A 22,134-nucleotide genomic window follows, 5' to 3' on the forward strand; every position below is an offset into this window, starting at 1 on the left:
TGTCCCAGGCAGCCTTTTATGGCTTGCGGGACACCCCCTTAGGGTTGAAGCAATTCAATTTCCCAAAGTTTCACAAGGAACTATTCTACTTTAATTGCATCAAAGAATTTCTCTTGCACGGCTTTTGCTGCAGCATCCAATTGAGTCTTGGAATCTGTTCCTTTCTTGGAGAACAGTTCCTGAATGACATTGGACATTGTTCCATAGTAGTCCTGTGTGCTGAATTGCGCTTCCGGTTTGGCATCCAGCAGAGCCATAATGCCCGGGCTGTATTGGTAGACGTTGTCGTACTTGTCATAAACAGCTGTAGTCTTCTTGCCATACTCTGAATCAGCGGAGTAATAGTCCAGAAGCGGCGGTATGAAGTATTTGCCGTCCGCTTTGCGTTGCTTCAGCACGGCGTCCAGGGACTCCAGGTATTTATCGGAGAAATAATCGAATGTAATATAGCGGAATGCCATTTCCTGCTCGTCTTTTGTAGCATTCGGATTGATGACAAGGTAATCGCCGCCGAGAACGCCGGTATGCTTGCCGCCTTTTTCCATAGCTGGCATTGGATAGGTAAGCACATCCTCCGGTTTCAATGCGCCTTGGTTCAGCGCTTGTTCAATTACACCATCGGAGCCAGCCATAACCATAGCTGTACGACCTTGCTGGAACGCCCCTACAGCATCTCCCCAGCCTAGTGCCCAGTCCTGAGGAACCGCATTGGCTTCCCATCTAAGTTTCTTGTAGAAGTCCAGCGCCTTCACGCCAGCATCGGAGTTGAAGGTTGCGACTACTTTGCCGCCTTCCACCTTCTGAATATCTCCGCCTGCTTCGAACAGGAAGTTGGTCCAGTTCCAGCCTGCTTCTGTGCCTTTACCCATGGGAGCAATACCGGAAATCCCTTTTTTGGTATCCGTTACCCCTTTGGCGGTATTCAGCATGTCTTCCCAGGTCCAATCCATTGGAGGAATGGCAACCCCTTTTTCATCAAGCATTTTCTTATTGATCATGGTTGCGGTAACATAACCTTTTTGTGTAACACCAAATACTTTGCCGTCAATAATGAACTGATTCTGCAGCACTGGATTGATTTGATCCTTGAATTCATATTTGTTCCACAGATCGGTTATGTCGGCAACCCAGCCTCTCTCCACCAGGAACTTGGCTTCCGTAGCATAGGTGTTGAAGAAGGTTGGTGCTTCGTTCGCAGCCATCTTCACTCCTATCTCGCTCAAGTTGTACTGCCAGTCGTCTTTTACGATTTCCACATTCGGATATTCTGCTTGGAATCGTTTGATCTTGATATCTTCCTGCGCTCTCATTTCGGTCAAGTCCGGCGTAGGATAGTGGATTTTGATGGTTACTTTTCTCTGTGTGATATCATCAGCCGGCGCATTCGTGGCACTGCCTGTGTTATCTGTAGTGGCAGCCGTCGCTTCCGGTGAAGCATTCCCTCCCTTGTTCCCTTGTGCGTTGTTGTTATTGTTGCCGCCACAAGCGGATAACAACGAACCGGCCACAAGGAGACATGCTAATACGCTGGAAAATTTACGCATTGAAACTCCCCTTTTCAATTCATAATGATCTTACAACTTCATCATAGAAGAGTAATCCTTTACAAACGAGGTGCATTTATATTACTTTCATGTGCAGGTTTACGATCCGTGATTAAATCTCTCAGCTGCCGTTATCCCTTGACCGCCGACAAAGCTACACCGCGCATGATAAATTTCTGAAAAATCAAGAAGACTACAATCGGCGGCAGCGACACAATAAAGAGAATGGCAAATTTAACGTTGGCATTGAGTGCCTTCACATTAATAACGTACTTATAGATGGCTGTCGCCAGCGTATACTTCTCGTCGCTATGCATAACCAGTGATGGCCAATACCAGTCATTCCATGCCGTGGAGAAGATAAAGATCGCCAGTGTAGCAAAGATTGGAATGGACAAGGGGACGGCAATCGAGAAAAAGCTACGCGGCTCCGAGGCTCCGTCAATTCGTGCAGCTTCAAAAATCTCAGGGTGCAGCCCGTCAAAGAAATTCTTCAGCAGCAGGAAGTAAAAGGTGTTGGCACCCGCAGGCAGCCAGAAGGCCGCGTACTGATTAAGCAGGCCGAGCTGCTTCAGATTGACGAAATTCGGAACCATATAACTGGTAGCCGGAATAAACAACGTCATCAGGAAGAAGAAATAGAACGCTTTTCTATAAGGCACATTCATCCGGGAAATACTGAAGGCCGACATTCCCAGTACGACCAGCGTTATCAGCATATTCCCCACAAAAATATAAAGCGTATTTCTGAGATACATGGGCAGATCGATATAATTCATCGCAGCCTTAAGGTTGTCGAAGTGCCATTCCTGCGGGAAAAAATGCGGCGGAAACGTGTTGACCTCCTGATTGGATTTCAGCCCGTTGAACATCATCATCAATATGGGATAGAGCATGGTGTACACCATGATTAGGATGACTAGCACCATCAGCCCGTAAACGATCCGGTTGCTTGTTTTCTTCAAATCATGTTCGGAGAGAATTCCTCTATCTGCACTCTTCATGTTAGTTGTCCTCCTTGTTAAGCTTGAACTGTAAAATGCCCAAACCGCCCAGGACGATAAACATCAGCATGCCAAGCGCAGTAGCTGTTCCATAATCGAGTCTTGTAAATGCATATTTCACCATAAGCAGCGCATAGGTCAGCGTAGTATTGTTAGGACCGCCGTCTAGAAGCGCCATTTGTGATTGATAGCCTTGTGAGGTGCCTATCACCTGGAGAATCAGCATCAGGATGATCAGATTACGCAGCGAAGGCAGTGTAATGTGGCGGATACGCGCCCAAACACCCGCTCCGTCGATTTCAGCCGCTTCATACCAGTCGCGCGGAATACTGAGCACAGCCGCCAGATATATCAGCATCCCCGAGCCGAACTGCTGCCAGGTCTCCATGAATACGAGCGAGATCATCGACCACTTGATATCCGTCAGGAAGGACACCTGAGTCAACCCCAGCGAACCTATCACTGCATTGATCGGGCCTACCGGATCATACAGCCATCTCCACAAGCCATATAGAACCACACCGGGCACAACAAACGGCAGATAAGCCGCTACGCGCACAAACCCTCCGAATCTGCGCAGCTCTGAGATCATAATGGCAAAAGCAATCGGCACCCAGAATCCGATGACCAGACACAGCACCATGTAATACAGGGTGTTCTTCACCGCTGTCCATACATCCGGATCCGTGAGTGCTCTGGCATAGTTATCCAGACCGACAAAGGTATTTCCTTTGACAAAGTCAACGTGATAGAAGCTGTACATCATTCCTTTAAAAATAGGAACCCACATAAACATGACAAAAATAATGATGGCAGGCACCAGGAACATATATCCCCAGAAGTTTTTTTTCCAGCGGTTTTGTTTGTACGGTTTAGTCTCCTTCTGCACCGGCAGGGTTTCATTTAGACTAGCAGTTTGGTTCATCAGGCTCCCTCATTCCTTTGGTCTTCAGCATTTATGGCAATATACTTCCTACCTTAAATTGTAGAAAATGAGGGTGGCATTGAACATGTCTAAATCTACCGAGAGTAGTGAGTGTTCTTACTTCTTCAATTCGCTCGGGCTGATCCCATAATACTTTTTGAAAATCTTGCTGAAATGCTCCGGGGATTCATAGCCCACCCGTTCCGCAATTTCGTAACGCCGGAGGTCCGTATTCAGAATCATCTCCCTGCTATCCTCCATCCGCAGCTTAATGACGTATTCCCACAGGTTGTAACCTGTATTTTTCTTGAACAGATAGCTTAAATAATTGGGGCTGACATGATTTTTCCGGGCTACTTCGTGAATGGTCAGCCCTTTCTGCGCGTAATTCGCTTCTATATAATCCTTCGCTTTCTGCACAATCAGATTGCTTCTCGTATGCAGTTCCTCCGGCGACGGGTCTGCGGCATAGTTGTTCCAATTGAAATCCCCGTAGTAGAACACATAATGGTCATTATGCTCCTTGTTCCAGTGAATGGCCTTGGAGGCCTGACGGTTCAATACATCCATGAAGGAAATTCCTTTGAGAATCTGGCTGATCCCGATGACAGCATGCAAATGCAGAAATTTATGAATGTTAAAGTGAAGGCTACGTCCCATTACATCCAGCCGGTTGATCTGGCCTGCGGAGGTTTCCTCATAGTTCTTCTCATTCCACTGAAGAATCAGTGTGATTTCTTCGTCAGGGGAATAAAAAGCAATCGAGCTCCACTCCTGATCCAGCAGCTCCTTGGCAATGTTCAGGGCCCCATACCGCAGCAGGCTAAGGTCCTGTTCTGTATATTTGTCGCCTTGCCCCTCATCCGAATGGGTAATCTTGATCTTAATCACGGAGAAATAAGGCCCCTGCAGCTTCAGGTCATCCAGTTTCTGCATACGGCTGCCATCAGCGAGCACCCCGCCCGGTTTCACCATCAGCTCATTGAGCAGTTCGCTGTATTCCGGGAGCGGTTCCTCCAGGCGGAAGCTATCCCCTATGCCGGCCATAAAGGTGGCCAGCTCCGGGGAGGGTTTATCCATCTTGAGCAGCACATTGCGCACCGAATCCAGAAACTGCTCACTGTGCAGCGGCTTGATTAAATAATCCTTGGCACCCAGCCTGACAGCCATTTGGGCATATTGAAAGGTCTCATGGGCGGAATTACAATGGTCTGCACCCATGGCTTGGTTAGCTTGGCATGCTGCATCAGCTCGATGCCGCTCATCGCACCCATCTGGATATCGGTAACCAGCAAATCGATTTCCTCCATCCGGATGCAGTCCAGAGCTTCATAACCGCTGTGGGCTGTATAGATATGATCAATGTCCAGCCCGGAGGAAGATAGCAGGCTGCTGAGTCCTTTGCAAATCAAAGGTTCGTCGTCCACAATAATAATGTTGAACATATCCGCGCTCTCCTTTTTTACTCTGAATTTCCCGATCTCGGGAGTTTAACCGTCACCCTAGTACCGCCTTCCTTGCGGGGGGCATAAGCAATGCCGAATTCCGGTCCGAAATGCAGATGAATCCGCTGGTTAATATTACGGATCCCATAGCCGCTGGCGGGATTCGGGCTATCATCGTTCAGGACATGTGCTATCGCTTCATAATCCACCGACTTATAACCGTTATCCTCGATGGAAATGAGAACTGACTCCCCCAGTGCTATGGCGCTGATGATGATTTCGCCGTCCTCGCCCATATTTTTGACACCGTGAATAATAGCATTCTCTATTAAAGGCTGCAGGGTAATCTTGGGAATTAAATTGCTTTTGGTCTCTGACGCAATGTTCCACACAATGCTGAAGACATAATCATAACGGTGCTGCTGCAGCTTGATATAGGCGGTTGCATGCTCCAGCTCCTCCTCCAGCGTAATCAGCTCACGCCCCCGGCTAAGGCTGATCTTCATCAGCTTGGACAGCTCCTTGATCATTTCAGCGGATTCCAGGTTGCCTTCCAGCGAGCTTTTCCAATAGATGCTCTCCAGCGTGTTGTATAGTAAATGGGGGTTAATCTGCTGGTACAGCAGCTGCAGCTGTGATTCCTTCTGTTTCAGCTCCATCTGGTACTTATATATAATCAGTCCGTTCAACCGGCGGGCCATATCATACGTGGAATCTATGAGTACACTGACCTCATCGTTGCTGCCCCTGCGCGGCGTCTCCGGCACCCGGTTGCCCGGCTCATATTTGCGGACGAAGAAGGCCAGCTTCTGTAGCGGTGTCATTAATGACCGCCAGAAATACGTTATAATAATAAGCCCGAAAAGGGCATAGGCAATCGTTATGTATTGGATAACCCGCTTCATTTCGTTCTGCTGCTGGAGCAGCGCTCTTACCGGGACTTTATAGACCAGCTTCTGACCGAGCGAATGGTTGTTGTTCACCACATAAATGAAATCTGCAGTAATAAAATCCTCGATCCCCTCCGGATCTCCGGCCACGGAATCGTTAGGCAGATCAATCACTTCACCCATTGTATCCGTTGTGGAGGCAAGCACACGGTTATTGCGATCCGTCAAATAAATCTCCCCGTCCGGCAGCGAAATGGATTTGAGCGACTCCCCGATTTTGGATTCCATCTTAGTAACGACCAGCACACCGATGGAATTAGCTCCCCTGTATATATTATTGACCGCCCTTACATAGGTAAGTGTCTTCGAATCCTCGGCCTGTGGACTCAGTTTGTCCGTAAACATGAGGTAACCGCGGCCTTTCTGCCTTACCGCTTCCTGGAACCAATACGGTTCCTCCCCTGTGGTGAAAAAATAGACGCTCGCCTTCTTCACCTGCGGGAAATTAGGTGCAAAAAAATAATTATCCTCCGGATCATAAATATAAAGGGAGTAATAGATTCCCTCCCCATGCTCGGCACCCTGGGAATAGCTGACCAGCAGCTTCTCAATCTGTTCGTACCTCTGCACCCGATCCATGATAGGATCAGTGCCAGTCATATTAATTTGCTGAATAAGCGCGTTCTGGATAATCGTTGTAGTGATTTTGCTGACGGTATCCATATCTCGATTAATAATCGTGAAATTCTGCTTATTCAGTTCTACATAGGCATTGGTAACATGGCGTTTGAGGATGGCCTCGGCCTTCATATTGCCGTAGCTGTTCAGAATCAGAATGGGGGAAATCATTATCAGGAACAGCAGGATAAGCTGCTGCTTGACATTCAGCCTAACAATCGGCTTGATAAGCGCAGACCACATCTATACACACCTCCAGCTTCAATAATATATCAGAAGGAAAACGGCTAACCTATGTTTATTTTAAAGTTTATTATGGTTATTTGTATGTATTTTGTGGTTGCTGCACACCAAAAAGTGCGTACAACGGAGTCGAAGTACGCACTGGAGGTCCATTTATTTATTACAGCACATGCAAACCCGGAATCACGAGATCCGCTTCCTTCAGAACCTCGCGGCTGCCTATGCCGACTACCTTCATTCCAGCAGCTTGGCCTGCCTGCACTCCCGCTTCCGCATCCTCGAATACGATGCATTCCTCCGGCAGCAGCTGCAGCTCGCGGCATGCAATCAGGAATACCTCGGGGTCGGGCTTGGCAAGCGCTACCTTGTTGCCGTCAACAACCGCATCAAACAGCTCGGTAATGTTCAGTTTGTTCAGAATAAATTCCGCGTTCTTACTGGCTGAACCGAGCGCAATACCTACTCCACGTGCTCGGAGTCCAGTTAGGTAGGCCTTGACGCCCGGGAGCAGCTCCGACTCATCAAGCCGGGAAATGTACTCCACATACAGACGGTTCTTGTTGTCTGCCATAACCACCTTCTCCGCTTCCGGGAATTCCAGCCCGCCAATCTCCAGCAGGATATCGAGCGATCTCATCCGGCTCACGCCTTTGAGACGTTCGTTGTGCTCCTCTGTAAATTTGAAGCCAAGCTCATCCGCCAGCTTCGCCCAGGCCAGATAATGGTATTTGGCAGTATCGACGATGACGCCGTCCAGATCAAAGATGGCGCCTTTCATATTTTGCAGCATGGATTGATTTCCTCTCTGATTATATATTTATGGCTTCATATCAAGGCTGTCGTCAAGGCCAGCCGGAGCACACCGCCCGGAGGACATGCTTCTTCCTCTCTGTCTTGCACAGTGAAGAGCACAGGGCTGCTGTTGGCGGCAGCCGCACTGACAGTAACCTCATCCCGGCTAATCCGCAGCCTGAAGGTTTCACCCCGCAGGACAATCGGAAGTTCAACCGCCTGCCAGTGCTGCGGCAGCGACGGATTGATCCGAACGGTGGCCCCGTCGACATTCACGCCCGCGAAGCCAAGCACCGCGGCCATCCATGCCCCGCCGTTCGCCGCAGGATGTGTGCCGCCGATATAAAGTCGCCTACATACTGCTTCGACTCCCCGGTCAGATCCACAGTGGCCGTGCGCATGAAATAGGGATATCCCCAATCCGGCGAGCCTATATCTGCAGCAACCAGTGCGTAAATGCACGGGCTGAGACTGGAACCGTGCTCGGTGCGCGGCTCGTAAAATTCCCAGTTCGCCTGCTTCACTTCCTTCGTGAAGGAATGCTTGAACAGGTTCAGCATAAGCACTACGTCCGCCTGCTTCAGAATGGTTGTCGTTGTAGCCAGTCCGTTGCCGCCGCCCCAATATTCTTGCTTATTTAACACGCGGGATTTCAAATCGGCCAGCGCAACCTCTTCCAGGCTGAAATAACGGTCAAACTGCTCGATAATGAGACTATCCGGATCAGGCTGCGGAACATATAAATGCTCCAGCATGACCTTAACTTCTGTGAGGAAAGGTCCGCCGCTGAATTGTTCAGACAGTTCTTGATATAGCGAAGGGTGTTTCTGTCGCAGCAGTTCGGCTGTACGAAGGGCAATATCCAAGGTCTCCTTGATTAGCGCATTGGTGAACGCATTATTATTTACGCGCTCATGATATTCATCCGGACCCGTAACATCCAGGATTTCATAACGTTGTTTGACCGGATTGTAGTAGGCGTAAGAGTAGAAGAAACGGGCGCACTCCCAGATGACTTCGGCCCCTCCGTCCGCAAGCAGACTGTCATCACCGGTAAACTGCACATATTGCCAGATTCCGTGCACAACGTCTGCGCTGATATGCACCTGCTTGTCGCGGAAATACGTCCGCATCGGACGTCCGGTAAACACATCATTAACATTGAACAAGGTACAGGCGTCATCGCCGGTATCCTGGCTCTCCCAGGCATAGAATGCCCCAAGGAAGCCATATTCTGCTGCCTTGCGGCGCGCTCCGTTCAGGGTATGAATCCGGTACATCATCAGATTGCGGGCAACCCTTGGATCACTGTGGAGGAAAAAAGGAAGCATGAACATCTCTGTATCCCAGAACACGGCACCCTTATATACTTGACCTGATAATCCCCTGGCAGGGATGGACACCTTCTCCGACTCGGATGGCGCGATGATCAGCAACTGATAGATGCTGTATCTCAAGGCAAATTGGGCGGCATCGTCACCTTCAATCACCACGTCGCTGCGTGACCATCTCTCCTCCCACAGCTGACGGTGAGTCTCCAGCAGTCCGGCGTAGCCGAGCTGTTCTGCAGCTCTGGCTGCCATTTCCGCCTCTGCCTCCGGTTCGCTGACGTCATGCCCCGTATATACGGCAGCATATTTAAACCACTCATATGTCTTACCCGCAAGGGCGTCAAAAGAAATCCGGCGCATGGTGCCCGGCGTATCCATTTGCTGCTCACCAAAGCTGAATACTGCTGTCTCCGCTACAGCTACCGTGATTCCCAATTCACCGGTAATAGCGGATGAAACCAGCACATTCTGCTTCAGTTGTTCCAGCCGGCTGAAAAGATGCGGACCGTTGATATCCCACACCTCTCCATCAATTCCGGTATCAATAACCACCCGGCAGTCCTGTGTGCAACGGACCGTAAAGCGGCCGGCCAGAAGGTGCAGGTTATCCGCACTTGCAAAACGCTCTGCCGTGAAGGTTAATGTCTCCCCTTCAGAGATGCTGTACACAGTCTCACGCTTATGGATCGCGCTGCGGATATCAAGCTCCTGGATGTGGGCCAAAAGCTCCGCATCCAGAACATCAAGCGGCTGGCCGTTGCAGGTCAGCCGGGTAAACAGCCCGTTCGGGGCATTTACCGGCTCTCTCCATTGATCTCCCGCTTTGTCGTATAGCCCGGCTAGTGTGACTGCGACAAGCTGTTCCTTGCCGAACTCCTCCAGCGTACCGCGGTATCCCAAATAACCGTTGCCAATCATGTATTTATTCCCGTTAGCCGTTACTAGTGAGGAATCGAAATGCCCTTCTTGGACTGTCCAGTTCAACCTGCAATCATCCCTTCACCCAGCGGAAGCACCTGACCGGAGGCATCCACCTTAATATTCTGCCCATTCACGATAACTTCGGCACTTCCGCCATTCAGTGACGTTAGCGTTACCTTGTTCTTGTCAACGACAATGCGCAGCAGTACACCTTCAACCATCACCTGGAAGCTGTATGAGGTCCAGCGCTCCGGCAGCGTAGGCTGGAAGGACAAACGCGGGCCGTCTGAACGCATGCCACCGAAACCGTATACGATGTTCATCCAGGCTGCGGCAATCGAAGTGGTGTGAAGCCCTTCGCGCGTATTGCGGTTGTAGTTGTCCAGATCCAGGCGTGTGGCAAATTCAAAGAACTGGTAGGCTTCTTCAGGCTTGCCGATTTCACTTGCGAGTATGGAGTGAATCGAAGGTGAGAGTGAAGACTCATGAATGCATCTCGGCTCGTAATACTCGTAATTGGCAAGCTTGGCTTCTTTGGAGAACTGCCCGCTGTACAGGAACATGAACATCAGCACATCCGGCTGCTTAATCATGTCATACCGGTACAGCCGGTCATAAGACCAGTTCGAGTAGAGCGGAAATTCAGTCACAGGAATGGAATGAATATCAATATGCGGCATATCAAAGAATCCGTCATGCTCCTCGTACACTCCGGTTTCTTCATCCACCGGAATCCGCATATGCTCTGCCTTGGAGCACCAGTCGGTGAGTTCCTCGTCACGTAGCGCAGTCTTCGCTGCAACCTCGGCATATTCTGCCGGTGCCTGCTCTTTCATCAGGCGGAGCGTCTCCAGGGTATATTCGAAGGATTGCTTGGCCATGAGGTTAATGTAACAGTTATTGTTCACCATCAATTGGAATTCATCAGGGCCCATAACTCCGAAATAGCCAAATTCCCCGGTCCGCTGGCCCCATTGACCGCGTGTGGCATAGAAGCGGCTGATCTGGATCAGCATTTCCGCACCTTTGGTATAGAGGAAAGATTGATCGCCTGTGTTCTTGACATAATGCCAGATTCCATAGGACACGGCAGTTCCTACATGCAGCTGCAGGTTGGAATGCTGCCATAGGTCGCAGCTCTCTGTTCCGTCAATGGTAGCAATCGGATAACAGGCGCCTTCACAATCGACATCCTTGGCACGCTGCATAGCCTCGCCCAGTGTCTTGTATCGGAACTCCAACAGGCTGCGGGCAGCCTTGGGATTATTGAACAAATAAAAAGGAAGGCAGTAAGACTCCGTATCCCAGAACGCCAGCCCACGGTAGACTTCACCCGTCAGCCCTTTGGCGCCAATATTAAATCCGGGATGATCGCCATGATAGGTCTGAAAGAGCTGGAAGATGCAGAAACGGATGCCCTGCTGATTCTCCGGATCGCCCTCAATACAAATATCGCTCGTCTCCCAGATTCCGTTCCAATAGGCCGTCTGTTCGGCGAATACATCAGCTTCATTAAGCTTGCCGGCAGTTGCCGCTAACTCCATGCCTTCATTCCACAGCCCGTCAGGCGTTCGGGAAGACTCACTGTCTGCACAGTTTACAGCCAGCTTTGTATAGTGGGCCGTTTCTCCTTGGGTCAGCTCCAAGGTGAAGTTCTGCCCGATAAATTTCTCACGGTCTACTCTTGTAGTCTGAAGTGGCTGCGAGGATTGCAAGGTGAAGCCGGAGAACAGCTTGTTCCCGGTGTTCACCGTACTTGCCATAATGGCGGTGACAGCCCCTTCCCCTTCACTACGGAGGTTATTCCACATACATTCGCCACGTTCCTCATGAATGATTCCGAAATCAAGCCCGGTGCAGATATCCACGCTCCCCGAGAAATTAAGCGGCTGGAATGCGACCTGCTGCAGGCCCAAATGGGACATCGTCATACTGACCAGACGCGTGAAGATTACCTTGAGTTTCTTGCCGTTCCCTAACGTCCATACCAGCTCTCGCCGGTAAGTTCCACTGCGGAGGTCCAGCCTGCGCACATAATCCGATATATGACTCTTGGCAAGGTCAAGCTGTTCCCCATCCAGAGTAATGCGGGTATACAGCCAGTCCACCGCATTCACCATGTAACGCAGGGAGCGGATAATGCCTTTATAAGGATTGCCGATATCTAGCTGTTCGTTTAAACCGTTGAAATAGCTGCCGAGCAGGGAATCACCGGAATAGCCCTCTTCCGCGTACCCGCGCACACCCATATACTCGTTCCCCAATGAAAAAATCGATTCCGAGGTCCGGTTCCGTTCCGCATCAAAGCCCTCTTCAATAATTGCCCACGGATCTACCTTTAGATATTTGTCCGCCACTTTAGCCATGTATGTTATCTCCTTCTCCTGAGTTGGGCCTGCTCCCCCTTTATTCATCCAAAAGAGAAGAGCGGACGCTCCTTCCAAGGATATCGTTCCTGCCCGGCAAGGCCAATGTCCGGCTGTAATGGAGTTATGTGCATTTATACGGAGATGGAAATGATCGATCCCTCCTAAACCCTCCCTTAGCCAAGGGAGGGCTGTTCCTTCGGAATACGCAAGAGCTTAAGGGCAAAGACGGGCTGTTCCCTCGGAATGCGCAAGACCTTATCCACAACAAAAGAAAATCCTATATAGACAAAAAAAGAGCTGTCTGCCGACAGCTCCCTGAGAATAAGTAATTACCCTATAACGATATCCGGGTTAATCATGGTTAGCTCCTTCTCCACCAGCCGGTAGCGGTGGTAAGCAATGGTGCAGTTCTGAGATGAAGGGTCTGAAGGGTTGTTAAAATAAGCAACCTTGAAGCCCCTGTCCAGACGTGCTACGTTATCAATGTTGACCGCCGTTCCCCGATCTACGATGCTGAAATGACATCCCGAGCTGTTAAGTGCCTTCACCCAATAACGGAGAAGACCCATAATATAATAGATACCGCCCCTTGTGTGTACTAAGATCGACTGAGATTCGTTCGTATTGCTCTTAAGAAACAAGATGTCCTGGAAGTCAACAGTGATGATTCCCGCAGACCCGTCGGCATTTCCCGTAACGGATAAATAACTCATGGAATCACCCTGCTTTCATTATTTTTTGAGAAGCTCGGCTGGAATATCGCCTTTGTACCAGATAAAGAAACAATTAACGCTTACTGTAGTTTTGGCTACAGCAGTCAAAAAATTAGCAACCAGATTCATGATTTCATCACCCTTCCGAGAACAAGTGTGAAGCTCTGGACAAGAAAACTAATTGAAAGTGCTATTGAAAGAATGAAAAAATTGCTTGCCACGAGCACAAGCGCAGCTAACTTCATATAAGGATAATATTTTGCCGGTATTCGCGATTGCTGTGCAATCCCCACTGGAGCGAGAAAAAAGACGATTACAAAAGCAATTAATGTCGCTGTAATCGTTACTCTTTGACTGAGATCAAGTAAGGTAATGACAGTAAAAACACCGGTGGAAACTAGTACACATTGCAGATTGGTCTTAAGATGCATACCTCCGGTCAACTGCCGAAGCAACGCAAAGGAAAGAAGAACAATGGCAGCTTCACTCGTATGTCCCGTAATGAAGGATAAAGCAAAGGTCGCAATGACAACAAACATTAGATTCAGCATCATGGAGATGGCAAATTTAAAAACCTCTACAGATGTAGGATGGTCCGGCACTGAACGCTTCAGTGAGACTGCCATTTTAAAAGCAAGCTGCTCAATCATTCATCTTTTCCTTTCTGACCGCATAGTAAAGTAGGAATAGTAGCGCTATTGGGAAGAACACAATGTAAAGGCGCATATCATCTTTATACAGTAAAAAAGAAAATAACAGCATAAACAACGTTATCAATCCAATGACGAACATGCCCTCCCAGCGCAGCCTTAACCTCTCAAAATCGAAAGTAAACCCGATAGCAAACTTGTACGAGAACCACGCCAAAAGAATGCACATCAACCCTGACATTGTTTGACCTGAATATTCGTAGATTAAAGAAGACTGGGCTTGGGGAATTGAGCCAAATACAAGCAATACTAATGATACTTGAATAATAGTAAACGCCATATATCCCGTAATCGATATAATAGCCGACCAAATAATTGGAATTCTAATGACAGTTGTCAGCAGCAAGATAAATAAAAACAGGTTAACGATAGGCACCAGGTATGCTAGGTCCAGCTCATTGCGAAGCACATAACTCTGTAGATTCATCAGCAAGATAATGAACAAGGCCTGCCACAAATAGTCCGTTGCCTTCAATCTGAAGAAGGACATCATCATGGCGAAGATTCCCACCCCCTCAATCGTTGAGAACAACATAAACCCTGCGGGTTCCCACGACATCTCGCAACACCGCCTGACATTTTTTTCATTTTTTACAACTTCATTATAGTGCATGTCCCATATACTGTATAGTAAATTCTGGAGGATAATTATTGACAATTTAACGGCATGACAAACAGGCCCGATTGAAGTCGAAAACACTCCGAATCGGACCCGAATTATGACGAATTATGACGTTGCTATTGCTGCCCTCGCATACCCCTGAAGCTGAAGCCAGGAGGCGCAAGCGCCACTCCAGCCGCTCGTATGCAGCTGATCTTCTGCCAGCCCCAGACCGTGGCGGCCATGGGCATAGACGTGAAGGTCGAACGGAATCTCATGACGGCGCAGTGCGGCCGCAAACTGCAGGCTGTTCTCCACCGGCACGGAAGCATCCTCTGACGTATGCCACAGGAAGGTTGGAGGCGTTGCCGCAGTCACCTGCAGCTCGCTGCTCAGTCTGTTCACCAGCTGCTCATCCGGCGTCTGGCCGAGCAGATTCTCCTTGGACCCTTGATGCACATACGGCTCCTTCATCGATATCACCGGATAACAGAGGATCAGCAGATCCGGACGGCTGGATTCACGTTCCAGCGGCTCCTCTGCAGCGGCATTCCCCTCGTCGAACAGAACCCCTGCAGCAGATGCCAAATGCCCTCCGGCAGAGAAGCCGAGAATACCCAGCCGCTCAGGATCTATCCTGTATTCAGCTGCATGGAATCTTACCGTCCGCAGCGCTCGCTGCGCATCCAGCAGTGCACTTGGATATTGATAAGGTGCGACACGGTAGCGCAGCACAAAAGCCGAAATGCCCAAGCTGTTCAGCCACAGCGCAATCGGTTCTCCTTCATGAAATGCGCGCATGCCATACCCGCCGCCCGGACAAATAATGACAGCGGCATTGCGCTCTCCATCTGCCAGATATGCGGTAATTGCCGGAATATCCTCATCTGTTGTTCCTTTTGCCCCAGGAGCTCCATCCGGCCACAATAGTCTCATGTTCATAATGATCCCTCAAGCCTTTCTATTGATAGATTGATTATGGAGGAAACGCTTTCCTCTTCCGCTAATTAGTCTATCAATACGCCGGGAGACATGCAATGTCTAAGACCTTCCCCGATTGGCGAAGAACTGCCATTCTTCGTCAATTTCTTTTATTTTCGCTAATTTATGCTATAGCTCGCCCGTTTTCGCAAATATGCCTATAGGGCAAGCTGTGTCTGTAGTAGACAAGTCTGCATGGTTTCTTCACAGGATCCGCATAAAAAATACGGACCATTATCTGTTAATCATGGTCCGCACCTGTTAATCTTTAAATTAAGGCCTATAATACGCTTATAAGTCTAACAATCATATTAAATCTCACACTTTTGAAGTGAAATTTATCACAATGTTATAAATTCGACACTTTTTCACGAAATTCATTACCCATTAAAGAGGAATTTCAAGGTATAATTAATTTAAAATTTACTGAAAAACTGAGGGATTAAAGGGGATGTCGATTATGATTAAGGAACATTACAATGTCATCGAAGCCCGCGGAAATACAAACTGTTTCTCCGAACAGAACTTTAACCGACTTCTCGTAACCATGAAGGAACGGATGGTTCCTGAAGGTTCTCATCTATTTTGGGAAGGCGACTACTCGGATAAATTGTATTATCTCAAACGTGGACGTGTGAAATTAACCAAATCTACTGATGAAGGCAAGGAATTAATTCTGTATATGTATCAGGCAGGCGACATGGTCGGCCAGGCTGATCCCTTCTTCAGCACCAAGCATAGCTTCACCGCGGAAGTTATTGAGGAAAGTGAAGTTGGCGTAATTGAGCAGAAGGATCTGGAAATCCTCATCTGCCAGCATTGTGATTTCGCTATCGACTTCATGAAGTGGATGGGCATTCATCACCGTCTCACCCAGACCAAATTCCGCGATCTGATGATGTATGGCAAGCCGGGAGCACTCTGCTCCACCTTGATCCGTCTGGGCAACACCTACGGTGAGAAGAGTGGCGACAACGTTCTGATCAACAAGAAGATCACGCACACAGACCTCTCCAACATGATCGGCGCTACCCGTGAGAGCGTGAACCGGATGCTCAGCGATCTGCGCAAGAAAGACGCTGTAGAGTATGAGAACGGAATGATTGTCATCAAGAATCTTGGCATGCTTCAGGATATTTGCCACTGTGAGATGTGTCCTAACGAAATTTGCCGAATTTAAAGCCATAATCTAATACCCTCTATTCACCTCAATGAAACACATAATTATTATTTTTTCACACACCTTATAATAGAGCGGTCGAAGGCGCCTTTGGGCGTCTTTTTTTCGTTACTGCTTAGGTTCCAGCGAGGATTTAGAAGGTGACTTGAGAACGTTATGGGATGCGCTGTCTTAACTCAAGCTCCTCCCAAACTTCAGGTAAACAACGTCCTAGCGGACCGTATAGCCGCTATTTCCTCATTTCTGCGATACTTTTGAGTCTAACGGACCGCATAGCCGCTATATCATCAAAACAGACTATAAATAGTTGGTTTTCGCCTGAATAGGGGCTCCTGAGTCCGTTAGACTTGCAAAACAGCCTTTTCACAGCAAATAGCGGCTCCTGAGTCCGCAATAGTCTGAAGCTAAGTAACAGTTACTGGCGACGACCTTCATTGGTTATGCTTAGCCTCACCTAGGGTCAATCATTTGATTCCCGGGAATGTGCGGAATTTCCCATACACCCGTTTGACTTCGTCATAAAAATACAAAGAAAGCTTTAGGACAATGCATGATGTATGGGACCAAATCAAGAATATTCATAATTTCAACACGTATATTTCCTCGTCATCCTCGATTTCCCCTGTACTCACAAATCCAAGATTCTCATAAATATGTTTCCCTCTTGTATTCTCAGGCCCTGTAGATAGATGAATCTCCTTACAACCAAATCGATTTTTCATTTCTTCAATAATTAACGATAACGCCTGTTTTCCATAGCCCTTCCCCTGAAATTTTCTGTCAATCATAAATCTGCAAAGTTCATAAGATTCACTATCTTCAGGTAATCCATACATGGTAAAGCCAATTAATTCACATTATGCTCAATTGCTTTGATTATCCAGTTACCTTCATAGAATGACTCTACAATCGAATAGGCATTGGAAGCAACAAATTCTTCCCCTAGCGTATGCTGATTATCCGCATTTGTAGTCAACAATATCACTTTCACCCAATTTTCTTTTGTTACTTCAACAAGTTCCATTAGTCTATCACCCCTTAAATCATTTTAAAATATACCAATTTTTCTACGGTTGACTAATCTACTAACGTTCCTATGCAAGAAGAAACGGCTTCGCCGTCCTATGCAAGAGGCGGCAATCGTTTCTGCAAGAAATAGAAGGATAAATTATAGCGTGGACCCTATAAATTCTTAAATTTTAAAAAAGCTGTACCGGGTCATAAAGACCTCAGTACAGCTTATTATAACATCCAGCTTCTTCTAGCGATTGCTCCGGCCGGCACGTACGGGCGAGATCAGCCAATAGGCCATTCCCACAAATACACCGCCGCCGATAATATTACCCAGTGTCACCGGGATCATATTATGCAGCCATCCGGCCACACTTACGGTTTCAGGGTGATTGGGAAGCAGCACAGCCACGCTCAGCAGGGTCATATTGGCAACACTGTGTTCATAACCGCTTGCAATGAAGGCAAACAGGCACCACCAGATCAGAATCAGCTTACCGGACTCGCTCTTGGCACGTGCAGACATCCATAGGGCCAGACATACCAGCCAGTTACAGAGGATGCCGCGGAAGAACAGCTCGGAGAAGGGCAATGACATTTTTTTGGCGGATGCCGCAAAGATCAGATGCTCCGGGGATGCAGCGCTGAACAAGCCCGTTCCCCTGATCAACAGCGCAAGAACTACTGCACCGGCCACATTCCCGATAAAAACAACCACCCAATTCTTGATGGTATCCCACATACTGGTTCTGCCAGCCAGCGTACTAACCGTAAAAAACATATTATTGCCCGTAAACAGCTCCGAGCCGGCAAATACGACCAGGGTCAGCGCAATTCCGAAGGATGCCCCCATGATAAGGGGCTGCAGGGGCGATTTGACCGCTGCCAGCGGCGCCCCCAAGGAAAAGATAAGGATAATGCCTATCCCCACATATGCTCCTGCCAGCAGCGCTGCCAGAGCATATCTGGGCAAGCTTTTGTTCATCTGGTCACGTTTGCCGACAGCTATTGCCGTAATATTCTCCACACTCTCAGTAAACATCTAGCACCCCGCCGTTTCTATTTCAATTCAACTGGTATTGCTTGGTGCCGCAGACAAACCTTGACCCGGTCGCCTTCCACAATCACCGGATACGTCACTGCCGTGCCACGGTCTGGAGCCTGCACTTCACCGCTGCGCAGATCAATCTTCCAATCATGCAGCGGATCGTAGAGATAATAACCGGAGACTATTCCTTCGGCCAAAGGTCCGCCTTTGGGATGTGGACTGGAATTCTCTACAGCATAAAGGGTATCGTCAGAGGTGCGGAAGATAGCCAATTCTGTGTCTCCGACTACCACCACACGTCCGATTTGCATCAGAAAGTCCTGCACCTGTCCTACATAAACTTCTGTCTGTGTTACGTTCATGATGATTTCTCCTTTCGGTATACTGTTATACTGTTGTTTTCTCGAACAGCGCTGTGCGTGTTTCTGTATCGTCCAGCATTTTCTCCCATGGGTCACTAACCTGTGACAGGGCGAAATCAATCCGTGCTGCCAATTCCCGGCGGTTCGTTTCATTGTTCAGAATAACCGTCTGAATCTGCTCCAGCCCCATCCGCTCTACCCATTCCGATGTTCTTTCCAGATAATTGCCGGTCTCACGGTAGTATTGCATCACCGCAGAACACATCTCTACCAGTTCCTCATCGGTCTTCACCTTGCAGAACATGTCTGCAATCCGGGGCTTAATACCGCCGTTGCCGCCAATGAAGATCTCCCAGCCGCCGTCATTGCCGACGATGCCGATATCCTTGGTACACGACTCCGCACAGTTGCGCGGGCAGCCATTCACTGCGATCTTGAACTTGGCCGGGAAATCAAGCCGCTCGTATTTACGTTCCAGCAGGGCACCCATTCCCAGGGAGTCCTGTGTGCCGAAGCGGCAGAACTGCGAGCCTACGCAAGTCTTCACGGTTCGCAGCGCTTTGGCATAGGCATAACCGGATGGCATCGCCAGCTCTTCCCAGACCTTGGGTACATCTTCCTTCTTCACACCAATCAGATCCAGACGCTGGCCTCCGGTTACCTTGACTACCTTCACATCATATTTGATGGACACATCCGCAATCCGCTTCAGCTCTTCCGGTGTAGTTACCCCGCCGTACATCCGGGGAACAACAGTGAAGGTTCCGTCTTTCTGGATATTTGCTTTCATCCGTTCATTAACAAAACGCGATTCCTTCTCATCTACATGGGTATCCGGGTAGATCATTCCCAGATAGTAATTCACCGCCGGACGGCATTTGGAGCAGCCCTCTTCCTGCTTCCAGTCAAGCACGTTCATCACTTCTTTGGTCGTTCTTAATCCCTTGGCCTGAATCTCGGCCACAATCTCATCCCGGCTGAGCGACGTACAGCCGCAGATCCCCTGCTTCGCACTTTGCTGGAAGCTGTCACCAAGCACAAACTGCAGAATCTGTTCCACGACCGGCTTGCAGCCGCCGCAGGAACGGGTAGCCCCGGTGCAGGCTTTGATCTCGTCCAGTGTGGTGAAACCATTTTCAGTGACGGCATCAACGATTGCTTTTTTGGTGACACCATTACAGCCGCAGACGATTTCCTCATCCTTCATGGTCTCTACAGAGATGCCCTTCTTCGCTTCGCCATTGCCGCAGCAGCCGCTCCCCATCACCTCTGCATAGATCTCATCGGTCATTTCCGCACCTTGCTTCACCAGCTTCTGCAGACTGGCCGATTCGGTCACGTCGCCAAAAAGCACGGCGCCAACAATGATATTGTTCTTCAGCAGAATCTTCTTATAGGTCTGCTTCCAGTCATCCTTAGTCGAGATTACTGTATGTTCTGCAGTCTCCTGGAAGTCCCCTGCCGAGAACACATCGACTCCGGAAATCTTCAGCTTAGTGGAAACAATCGAACCTTCATAAGCGTTGCCTGCGACTCCGCAGAGATGTTTCGCCAGCACCAAACCCTGCTCAAACAAAGGAGCCACCAGCCCATAGCATAAACCACGGTGTTCGGTACACTCTCCGACGGAATACACATTCTTGATCGAAGTCTGCAGATAATCGTCTACTACAATTCCGCGGTTAACGGTTATTCCGCTGGCTCTGGCAAGCTCGGTATTAGGCTTAATCCCTACAGCCATCACCACAAAATCCGCCTGCAAATCAGTGCCATCGCTGAAGCGCAGCCCGTTTACCCGTTCTCCGCCGGTCAACTCCACCGTCTGCTTGCCCATCGCAAATTTTACGCCCTGTCGGGTCAGCTCTGCCTGCAGCATCGAGGAAGCACTGCGGTCCAGCTGACGTTCCATCAAATCTTCCATTAGATGGACAACTGTTACATCCATGCCCAGGTTGACAAGACCTTTGGCAGCCTCAAGTCCGAGCAGCCCGCCGCCAATGACTGCCGCACGCCGGTATTGCTTGGCTGCAGCCAGCATCGCATCACAATCTGCAATATCGCGGAATCCGACAACACCTTGCTTGTCGCAGCCCGGAATCGGAAGAATAAAGGAATTGGAGCCGGTTGCGATAATGATCCGGTCATAAGGCACGGCCATGCCGGTATCCGTAATTACCTGCCCTGCAGCTTCGTCAATACGCACCACCGTTGTACCGGTATGCAAAGTGATGTTATGGTCCTCATACCAGTTCAGATCATTCAGAATAATATCTTCCATTGTTTTGCTGCCATCAAGTACATAAGACAACATAATCCGATTATAGTTGGGATGAGGTTCACTTCCGAAGATCGTAATCTCATAGTTTCCGCCAAGCTTCAGAATCTGCTCGATTGTGCCAACGCCTGCCATGCCATTGCCGATTAGAACCAGCTTTTCTTTAGTTGTTGTCATTGATAGGTGCCTCCTGAAACTCTGATTTACTTCTGCTTAGATCTCTTAAATTACTGAAATTATACATTTCAAAATCCAATAGCCCTTGTGATTGAAATCACATTAGATGTGAATAATTTCACAATATTAAACAGGAAAAAGCCAGATTATTCGAGGGACGGATATACCTACCTTGAATAATCTGACTCCTTGTAATTGCAGTTAACGTTGCACAAGCGAAATCTTCAGCACATCCTGAGGTCTCAGCTTCATATCCATTCCCGCGGCAAGCAGCGGCTTGCCATTCACCTGCAGCTGCCAGGTCTCGCTGGTGAGTGGTGTGTATTCTTTGACAGTCACCACCGAACGCTTGTCTTCAGACAGCTGAACCATACCGCTGCTCTTCAGCAGAGCTCTGACCGATGATTCCTGCCGAAAAGGCATGACATAGCTGTGACTCAGATCGGGCTGGCCGGCCCCCCCGTCCACTGCCAGAATCAAGGTCTGCAGCGGATCAGCCTCCGCTGCAGGCTGGGCGGAAATGACGATAAGCGTCTGCCTGTCCACCTGGCTGTCCAGGTCTTCCGCATTTGCTGCATGGCCATTGACTTCAAGCTGCCATTCCAGCTCAGATTTCAAAGAGACACTGTTCACGGACAGAATCCGCCGTGAGTCATTGGAGAATGAGGCAATTGCGCTGCTCCTCAGCAGCTCCTTCAGTGTAATTCCTTCCCGGTAATAGGCAGCCAGCTGCCTGTCCGAGCTGGCTGCCAGCTCGTTTCCCCCTACCAGCAGGGAGAAGCTCGGCCCTTCAACAGACATAGCTCCGCTGTTATCAGGCACATTCGCAGTAAGTCTGGATGAACATCCGCTAATCATCATGATGATGACCAAACCTGGCATCAGGCGTCTTAGTAGTCTTAGTCTTGCAGGCATTCCCGGCACCGCCTTCTGT

General features: G+C 49.0%; 22 protein-coding genes. 1 reads left to right on the forward strand and 21 read right to left on the reverse strand.

The annotated features are described in order from the left end of the window. Positions 1 to 80: 80 nt before the first annotated feature. The 15 genes from B9T62_RS21465 to B9T62_RS21530 form a co-directional block, all read right to left on the reverse strand. Positions 81 to 1,544, reverse strand: coding sequence for an ABC transporter substrate-binding protein (locus B9T62_RS21465; RefSeq protein ID WP_087917163.1), 1,464 nt, complete (start codon positions 1,542 to 1,544; stop codon positions 81 to 83). A gap of 131 nt (positions 1,545 to 1,675) precedes the next feature. After that, positions 1,676 to 2,548 (reverse strand): carbohydrate ABC transporter permease, encoded by an 873-nt coding sequence (locus tag B9T62_RS21470; RefSeq protein WP_087917164.1) that lies wholly within the window; start codon positions 2,546 to 2,548, stop codon positions 1,676 to 1,678. Position 2,549: 1 nt separating this feature from the next. Then, the gene (locus B9T62_RS21475) at positions 2,550 to 3,377 is read right to left on the reverse strand and encodes a carbohydrate ABC transporter permease (protein ID WP_425436700.1); all 828 of its coding nucleotides are present in this window, start codon (positions 3,375 to 3,377) and stop codon (positions 2,550 to 2,552) included. A gap of 213 nt (positions 3,378 to 3,590) precedes the next feature. Further along, positions 3,591 to 4,694 (reverse strand): helix-turn-helix domain-containing protein, encoded by a 1,104-nt coding sequence (locus B9T62_RS21480; protein ID WP_342746085.1) that lies wholly within the window; start codon positions 4,692 to 4,694, stop codon positions 3,591 to 3,593. Next, complete coding sequence (locus B9T62_RS41500) at positions 4,610 to 4,918, reverse strand: response regulator (protein ID WP_342746086.1); 309 nt, start codon at positions 4,916 to 4,918, stop codon at positions 4,610 to 4,612. Before B9T62_RS41500 ends, B9T62_RS21480 begins: the two co-directional genes overlap by 85 nt. A gap of 17 nt (positions 4,919 to 4,935) precedes the next feature. Further along, positions 4,936 to 6,729: a cache domain-containing sensor histidine kinase gene (locus B9T62_RS21485; protein ID WP_087917166.1), complete on the reverse strand. Its 1,794-nt coding sequence runs from the start codon at positions 6,727 to 6,729 to the stop codon at positions 4,936 to 4,938. 160 nt (positions 6,730 to 6,889) lie between these two features. Continuing rightward, the gene (pgmB, locus tag B9T62_RS21490; protein ID WP_087917167.1) at positions 6,890 to 7,519 is read right to left on the reverse strand and encodes a beta-phosphoglucomutase; all 630 of its coding nucleotides are present in this window, start codon (positions 7,517 to 7,519) and stop codon (positions 6,890 to 6,892) included. Positions 7,520 to 7,554: 35 nt separating this feature from the next. Beyond that, positions 7,555 to 7,824: a glycosyl hydrolase family 65 domain-containing protein gene (locus tag B9T62_RS40805; RefSeq protein ID WP_245863961.1), complete on the reverse strand. Its 270-nt coding sequence runs from the start codon at positions 7,822 to 7,824 to the stop codon at positions 7,555 to 7,557. Continuing rightward, positions 7,794 to 9,836 (reverse strand): glycoside hydrolase family 65 protein, encoded by a 2,043-nt coding sequence (locus B9T62_RS21495; RefSeq protein ID WP_245863962.1) that lies wholly within the window; start codon positions 9,834 to 9,836, stop codon positions 7,794 to 7,796. Before B9T62_RS21495 ends, B9T62_RS40805 begins: the two co-directional genes overlap by 31 nt. Further along, entirely contained in the window at positions 9,833 to 12,139 is a 2,307-nt protein-coding gene (locus tag B9T62_RS21500; protein ID WP_087917168.1) for a glycoside hydrolase family 65 protein, read from the reverse strand. Before B9T62_RS21500 ends, B9T62_RS21495 begins: the two co-directional genes overlap by 4 nt. A 332-nt stretch (positions 12,140 to 12,471) precedes the next feature. Further along, the gene (locus tag B9T62_RS21510) at positions 12,472 to 12,855 is read right to left on the reverse strand and encodes a LytTR family transcriptional regulator DNA-binding domain-containing protein (protein WP_087917170.1); all 384 of its coding nucleotides are present in this window, start codon (positions 12,853 to 12,855) and stop codon (positions 12,472 to 12,474) included. 18 nt (positions 12,856 to 12,873) lie between these two features. Continuing rightward, complete coding sequence (locus tag B9T62_RS41850; RefSeq protein ID WP_087917171.1) at positions 12,874 to 12,984, reverse strand: cyclic lactone autoinducer peptide; 111 nt, start codon at positions 12,982 to 12,984, stop codon at positions 12,874 to 12,876. Further along, entirely contained in the window at positions 12,981 to 13,505 is a 525-nt protein-coding gene (locus B9T62_RS21520; RefSeq protein ID WP_087917172.1) for an accessory gene regulator ArgB-like protein, read from the reverse strand. The genes B9T62_RS41850 and B9T62_RS21520 overlap by 4 nt, the downstream gene beginning before the upstream one ends. Beyond that, positions 13,498 to 14,124, reverse strand: a complete 627-nt coding sequence (locus B9T62_RS21525; RefSeq protein WP_087917173.1) for a hypothetical protein — start codon at positions 14,122 to 14,124, stop codon at positions 13,498 to 13,500. The genes B9T62_RS21520 and B9T62_RS21525 overlap by 8 nt, the downstream gene beginning before the upstream one ends. A 168-nt stretch (positions 14,125 to 14,292) precedes the next feature. Continuing rightward, a complete protein-coding gene (locus B9T62_RS21530; RefSeq protein ID WP_087917174.1) occupies positions 14,293 to 15,108 on the reverse strand; it encodes an alpha/beta hydrolase in 816 nt (271 codons plus the stop codon). 499 nt (positions 15,109 to 15,607) lie between these two features. On the opposite strand from B9T62_RS21530, the gene B9T62_RS21535 reads away from it, so the two are divergent. Continuing rightward, the gene (locus B9T62_RS21535; RefSeq protein ID WP_087917175.1) at positions 15,608 to 16,327 is read left to right on the forward strand and encodes a Crp/Fnr family transcriptional regulator; all 720 of its coding nucleotides are present in this window, start codon (positions 15,608 to 15,610) and stop codon (positions 16,325 to 16,327) included. A 578-nt stretch (positions 16,328 to 16,905) separates the two neighbouring features. On the opposite strand, the gene B9T62_RS40810 is transcribed toward B9T62_RS21535, so the two are convergent. From B9T62_RS40810 to B9T62_RS21560, 6 genes are all read right to left on the reverse strand, one after another. Continuing rightward, on the reverse strand, positions 16,906 to 17,163 hold the full coding sequence (locus B9T62_RS40810; RefSeq protein WP_245863965.1) for a GNAT family N-acetyltransferase: 258 nt from the start codon (positions 17,161 to 17,163) through the stop codon (positions 16,906 to 16,908). An 11-nt stretch (positions 17,164 to 17,174) separates the two neighbouring features. Beyond that, entirely contained in the window at positions 17,175 to 17,351 is a 177-nt protein-coding gene (locus B9T62_RS40815; protein WP_245863966.1) for a hypothetical protein, read from the reverse strand. A 237-nt stretch (positions 17,352 to 17,588) separates the two neighbouring features. After that, positions 17,589 to 18,380, reverse strand: a complete 792-nt coding sequence (locus B9T62_RS21545; RefSeq protein WP_087917176.1) for a formate/nitrite transporter family protein — start codon at positions 18,378 to 18,380, stop codon at positions 17,589 to 17,591. A 17-nt stretch (positions 18,381 to 18,397) separates the two neighbouring features. Beyond that, positions 18,398 to 18,748: a nitrite reductase small subunit NirD gene (nirD, locus tag B9T62_RS21550; RefSeq protein WP_087917177.1), complete on the reverse strand. Its 351-nt coding sequence runs from the start codon at positions 18,746 to 18,748 to the stop codon at positions 18,398 to 18,400. Between the two features lie 25 nt (positions 18,749 to 18,773). After that, positions 18,774 to 21,200, reverse strand: a complete 2,427-nt coding sequence (gene nirB / locus B9T62_RS21555) for a nitrite reductase large subunit NirB (RefSeq protein ID WP_087917178.1) — start codon at positions 21,198 to 21,200, stop codon at positions 18,774 to 18,776. 201 nt (positions 21,201 to 21,401) lie between these two features. Further along, positions 21,402 to 22,115: a hypothetical protein gene (locus B9T62_RS21560; protein WP_169834420.1), complete on the reverse strand. Its 714-nt coding sequence runs from the start codon at positions 22,113 to 22,115 to the stop codon at positions 21,402 to 21,404. Positions 22,116 to 22,134 lie beyond the last annotated feature (19 nt).

Origin of the sequence: Paenibacillus donghaensis, from assembly GCF_002192415.1 — a bacterium.
Classification (GTDB): Bacteria; Bacillota; Bacilli; order Paenibacillales; family Paenibacillaceae; genus Paenibacillus_AQ; species Paenibacillus_AQ donghaensis.

What these genes read in the sequence shown, in the direction of transcription:
- B9T62_RS21500 (WP_087917168.1), bottom strand. Translation starts at nt 12,139, where the DNA reads ATGGCTAAAGTGGCGGACAAATATCTAAAGGTAGATCCGTGGGCAATT.
- B9T62_RS21530 (WP_087917174.1), bottom strand. Translation starts at nt 15,108, where the DNA reads ATGAACATGAGACTATTGTGGCCGGATGGAGCTCCTGGGGCAAAAGGA.
- B9T62_RS21480 (WP_342746085.1), bottom strand. Translation starts at nt 4,694, where the DNA reads ATGGGTGCAGACCATTGTAATTCCGCCCATGAGACCTTTCAATATGCC.
- B9T62_RS21475 (WP_425436700.1), bottom strand. Translation starts at nt 3,377, where the DNA reads ATGTTCCTGGTGCCTGCCATCATTATTTTTGTCATGTTTATGTGGGTT.
- B9T62_RS21510 (WP_087917170.1), bottom strand. Translation starts at nt 12,855, where the DNA reads ATGAGTTATTTATCCGTTACGGGAAATGCCGACGGGTCTGCGGGAATC.
- B9T62_RS40815 (WP_245863966.1), bottom strand. Translation starts at nt 17,351, where the DNA reads ATGGAACTTGTTGAAGTAACAAAAGAAAATTGGGTGAAAGTGATATTG.
- nirD (WP_087917177.1), bottom strand. Translation starts at nt 18,748, where the DNA reads ATGAACGTAACACAGACAGAAGTTTATGTAGGACAGGTGCAGGACTTT.
- pgmB (WP_087917167.1), bottom strand. Translation starts at nt 7,519, where the DNA reads ATGCTGCAAAATATGAAAGGCGCCATCTTTGATCTGGACGGCGTCATC.
- B9T62_RS21470 (WP_087917164.1), bottom strand. Translation starts at nt 2,548, where the DNA reads ATGAAGAGTGCAGATAGAGGAATTCTCTCCGAACATGATTTGAAGAAA.
- B9T62_RS21525 (WP_087917173.1), bottom strand. Translation starts at nt 14,124, where the DNA reads ATGTCGTGGGAACCCGCAGGGTTTATGTTGTTCTCAACGATTGAGGGG.
- B9T62_RS21560 (WP_169834420.1), bottom strand. Translation starts at nt 22,115, where the DNA reads ATGCCTGCAAGACTAAGACTACTAAGACGCCTGATGCCAGGTTTGGTC.
- B9T62_RS21545 (WP_087917176.1), bottom strand. Translation starts at nt 18,380, where the DNA reads ATGTTTACTGAGAGTGTGGAGAATATTACGGCAATAGCTGTCGGCAAA.
- B9T62_RS40810 (WP_245863965.1), bottom strand. Translation starts at nt 17,163, where the DNA reads ATGTATGGATTACCTGAAGATAGTGAATCTTATGAACTTTGCAGATTT.
- B9T62_RS41850 (WP_087917171.1), bottom strand. Translation starts at nt 12,984, where the DNA reads ATGAATCTGGTTGCTAATTTTTTGACTGCTGTAGCCAAAACTACAGTA.
- B9T62_RS40805 (WP_245863961.1), bottom strand. Translation starts at nt 7,824, where the DNA reads ATGGCCGCGGTGCTTGGCTTCGCGGGCGTGAATGTCGACGGGGCCACC.
- B9T62_RS21535 (WP_087917175.1), top strand. Translation starts at nt 15,608, where the DNA reads ATGATTAAGGAACATTACAATGTCATCGAAGCCCGCGGAAATACAAAC.
- B9T62_RS41500 (WP_342746086.1), bottom strand. Translation starts at nt 4,918, where the DNA reads ATGTTCAACATTATTATTGTGGACGACGAACCTTTGATTTGCAAAGGA.
- nirB (WP_087917178.1), bottom strand. Translation starts at nt 21,200, where the DNA reads ATGACAACAACTAAAGAAAAGCTGGTTCTAATCGGCAATGGCATGGCA.
- B9T62_RS21520 (WP_087917172.1), bottom strand. Translation starts at nt 13,505, where the DNA reads ATGATTGAGCAGCTTGCTTTTAAAATGGCAGTCTCACTGAAGCGTTCA.
- B9T62_RS21485 (WP_087917166.1), bottom strand. Translation starts at nt 6,729, where the DNA reads ATGTGGTCTGCGCTTATCAAGCCGATTGTTAGGCTGAATGTCAAGCAG.
- B9T62_RS21465 (WP_087917163.1), bottom strand. Translation starts at nt 1,544, where the DNA reads ATGCGTAAATTTTCCAGCGTATTAGCATGTCTCCTTGTGGCCGGTTCG.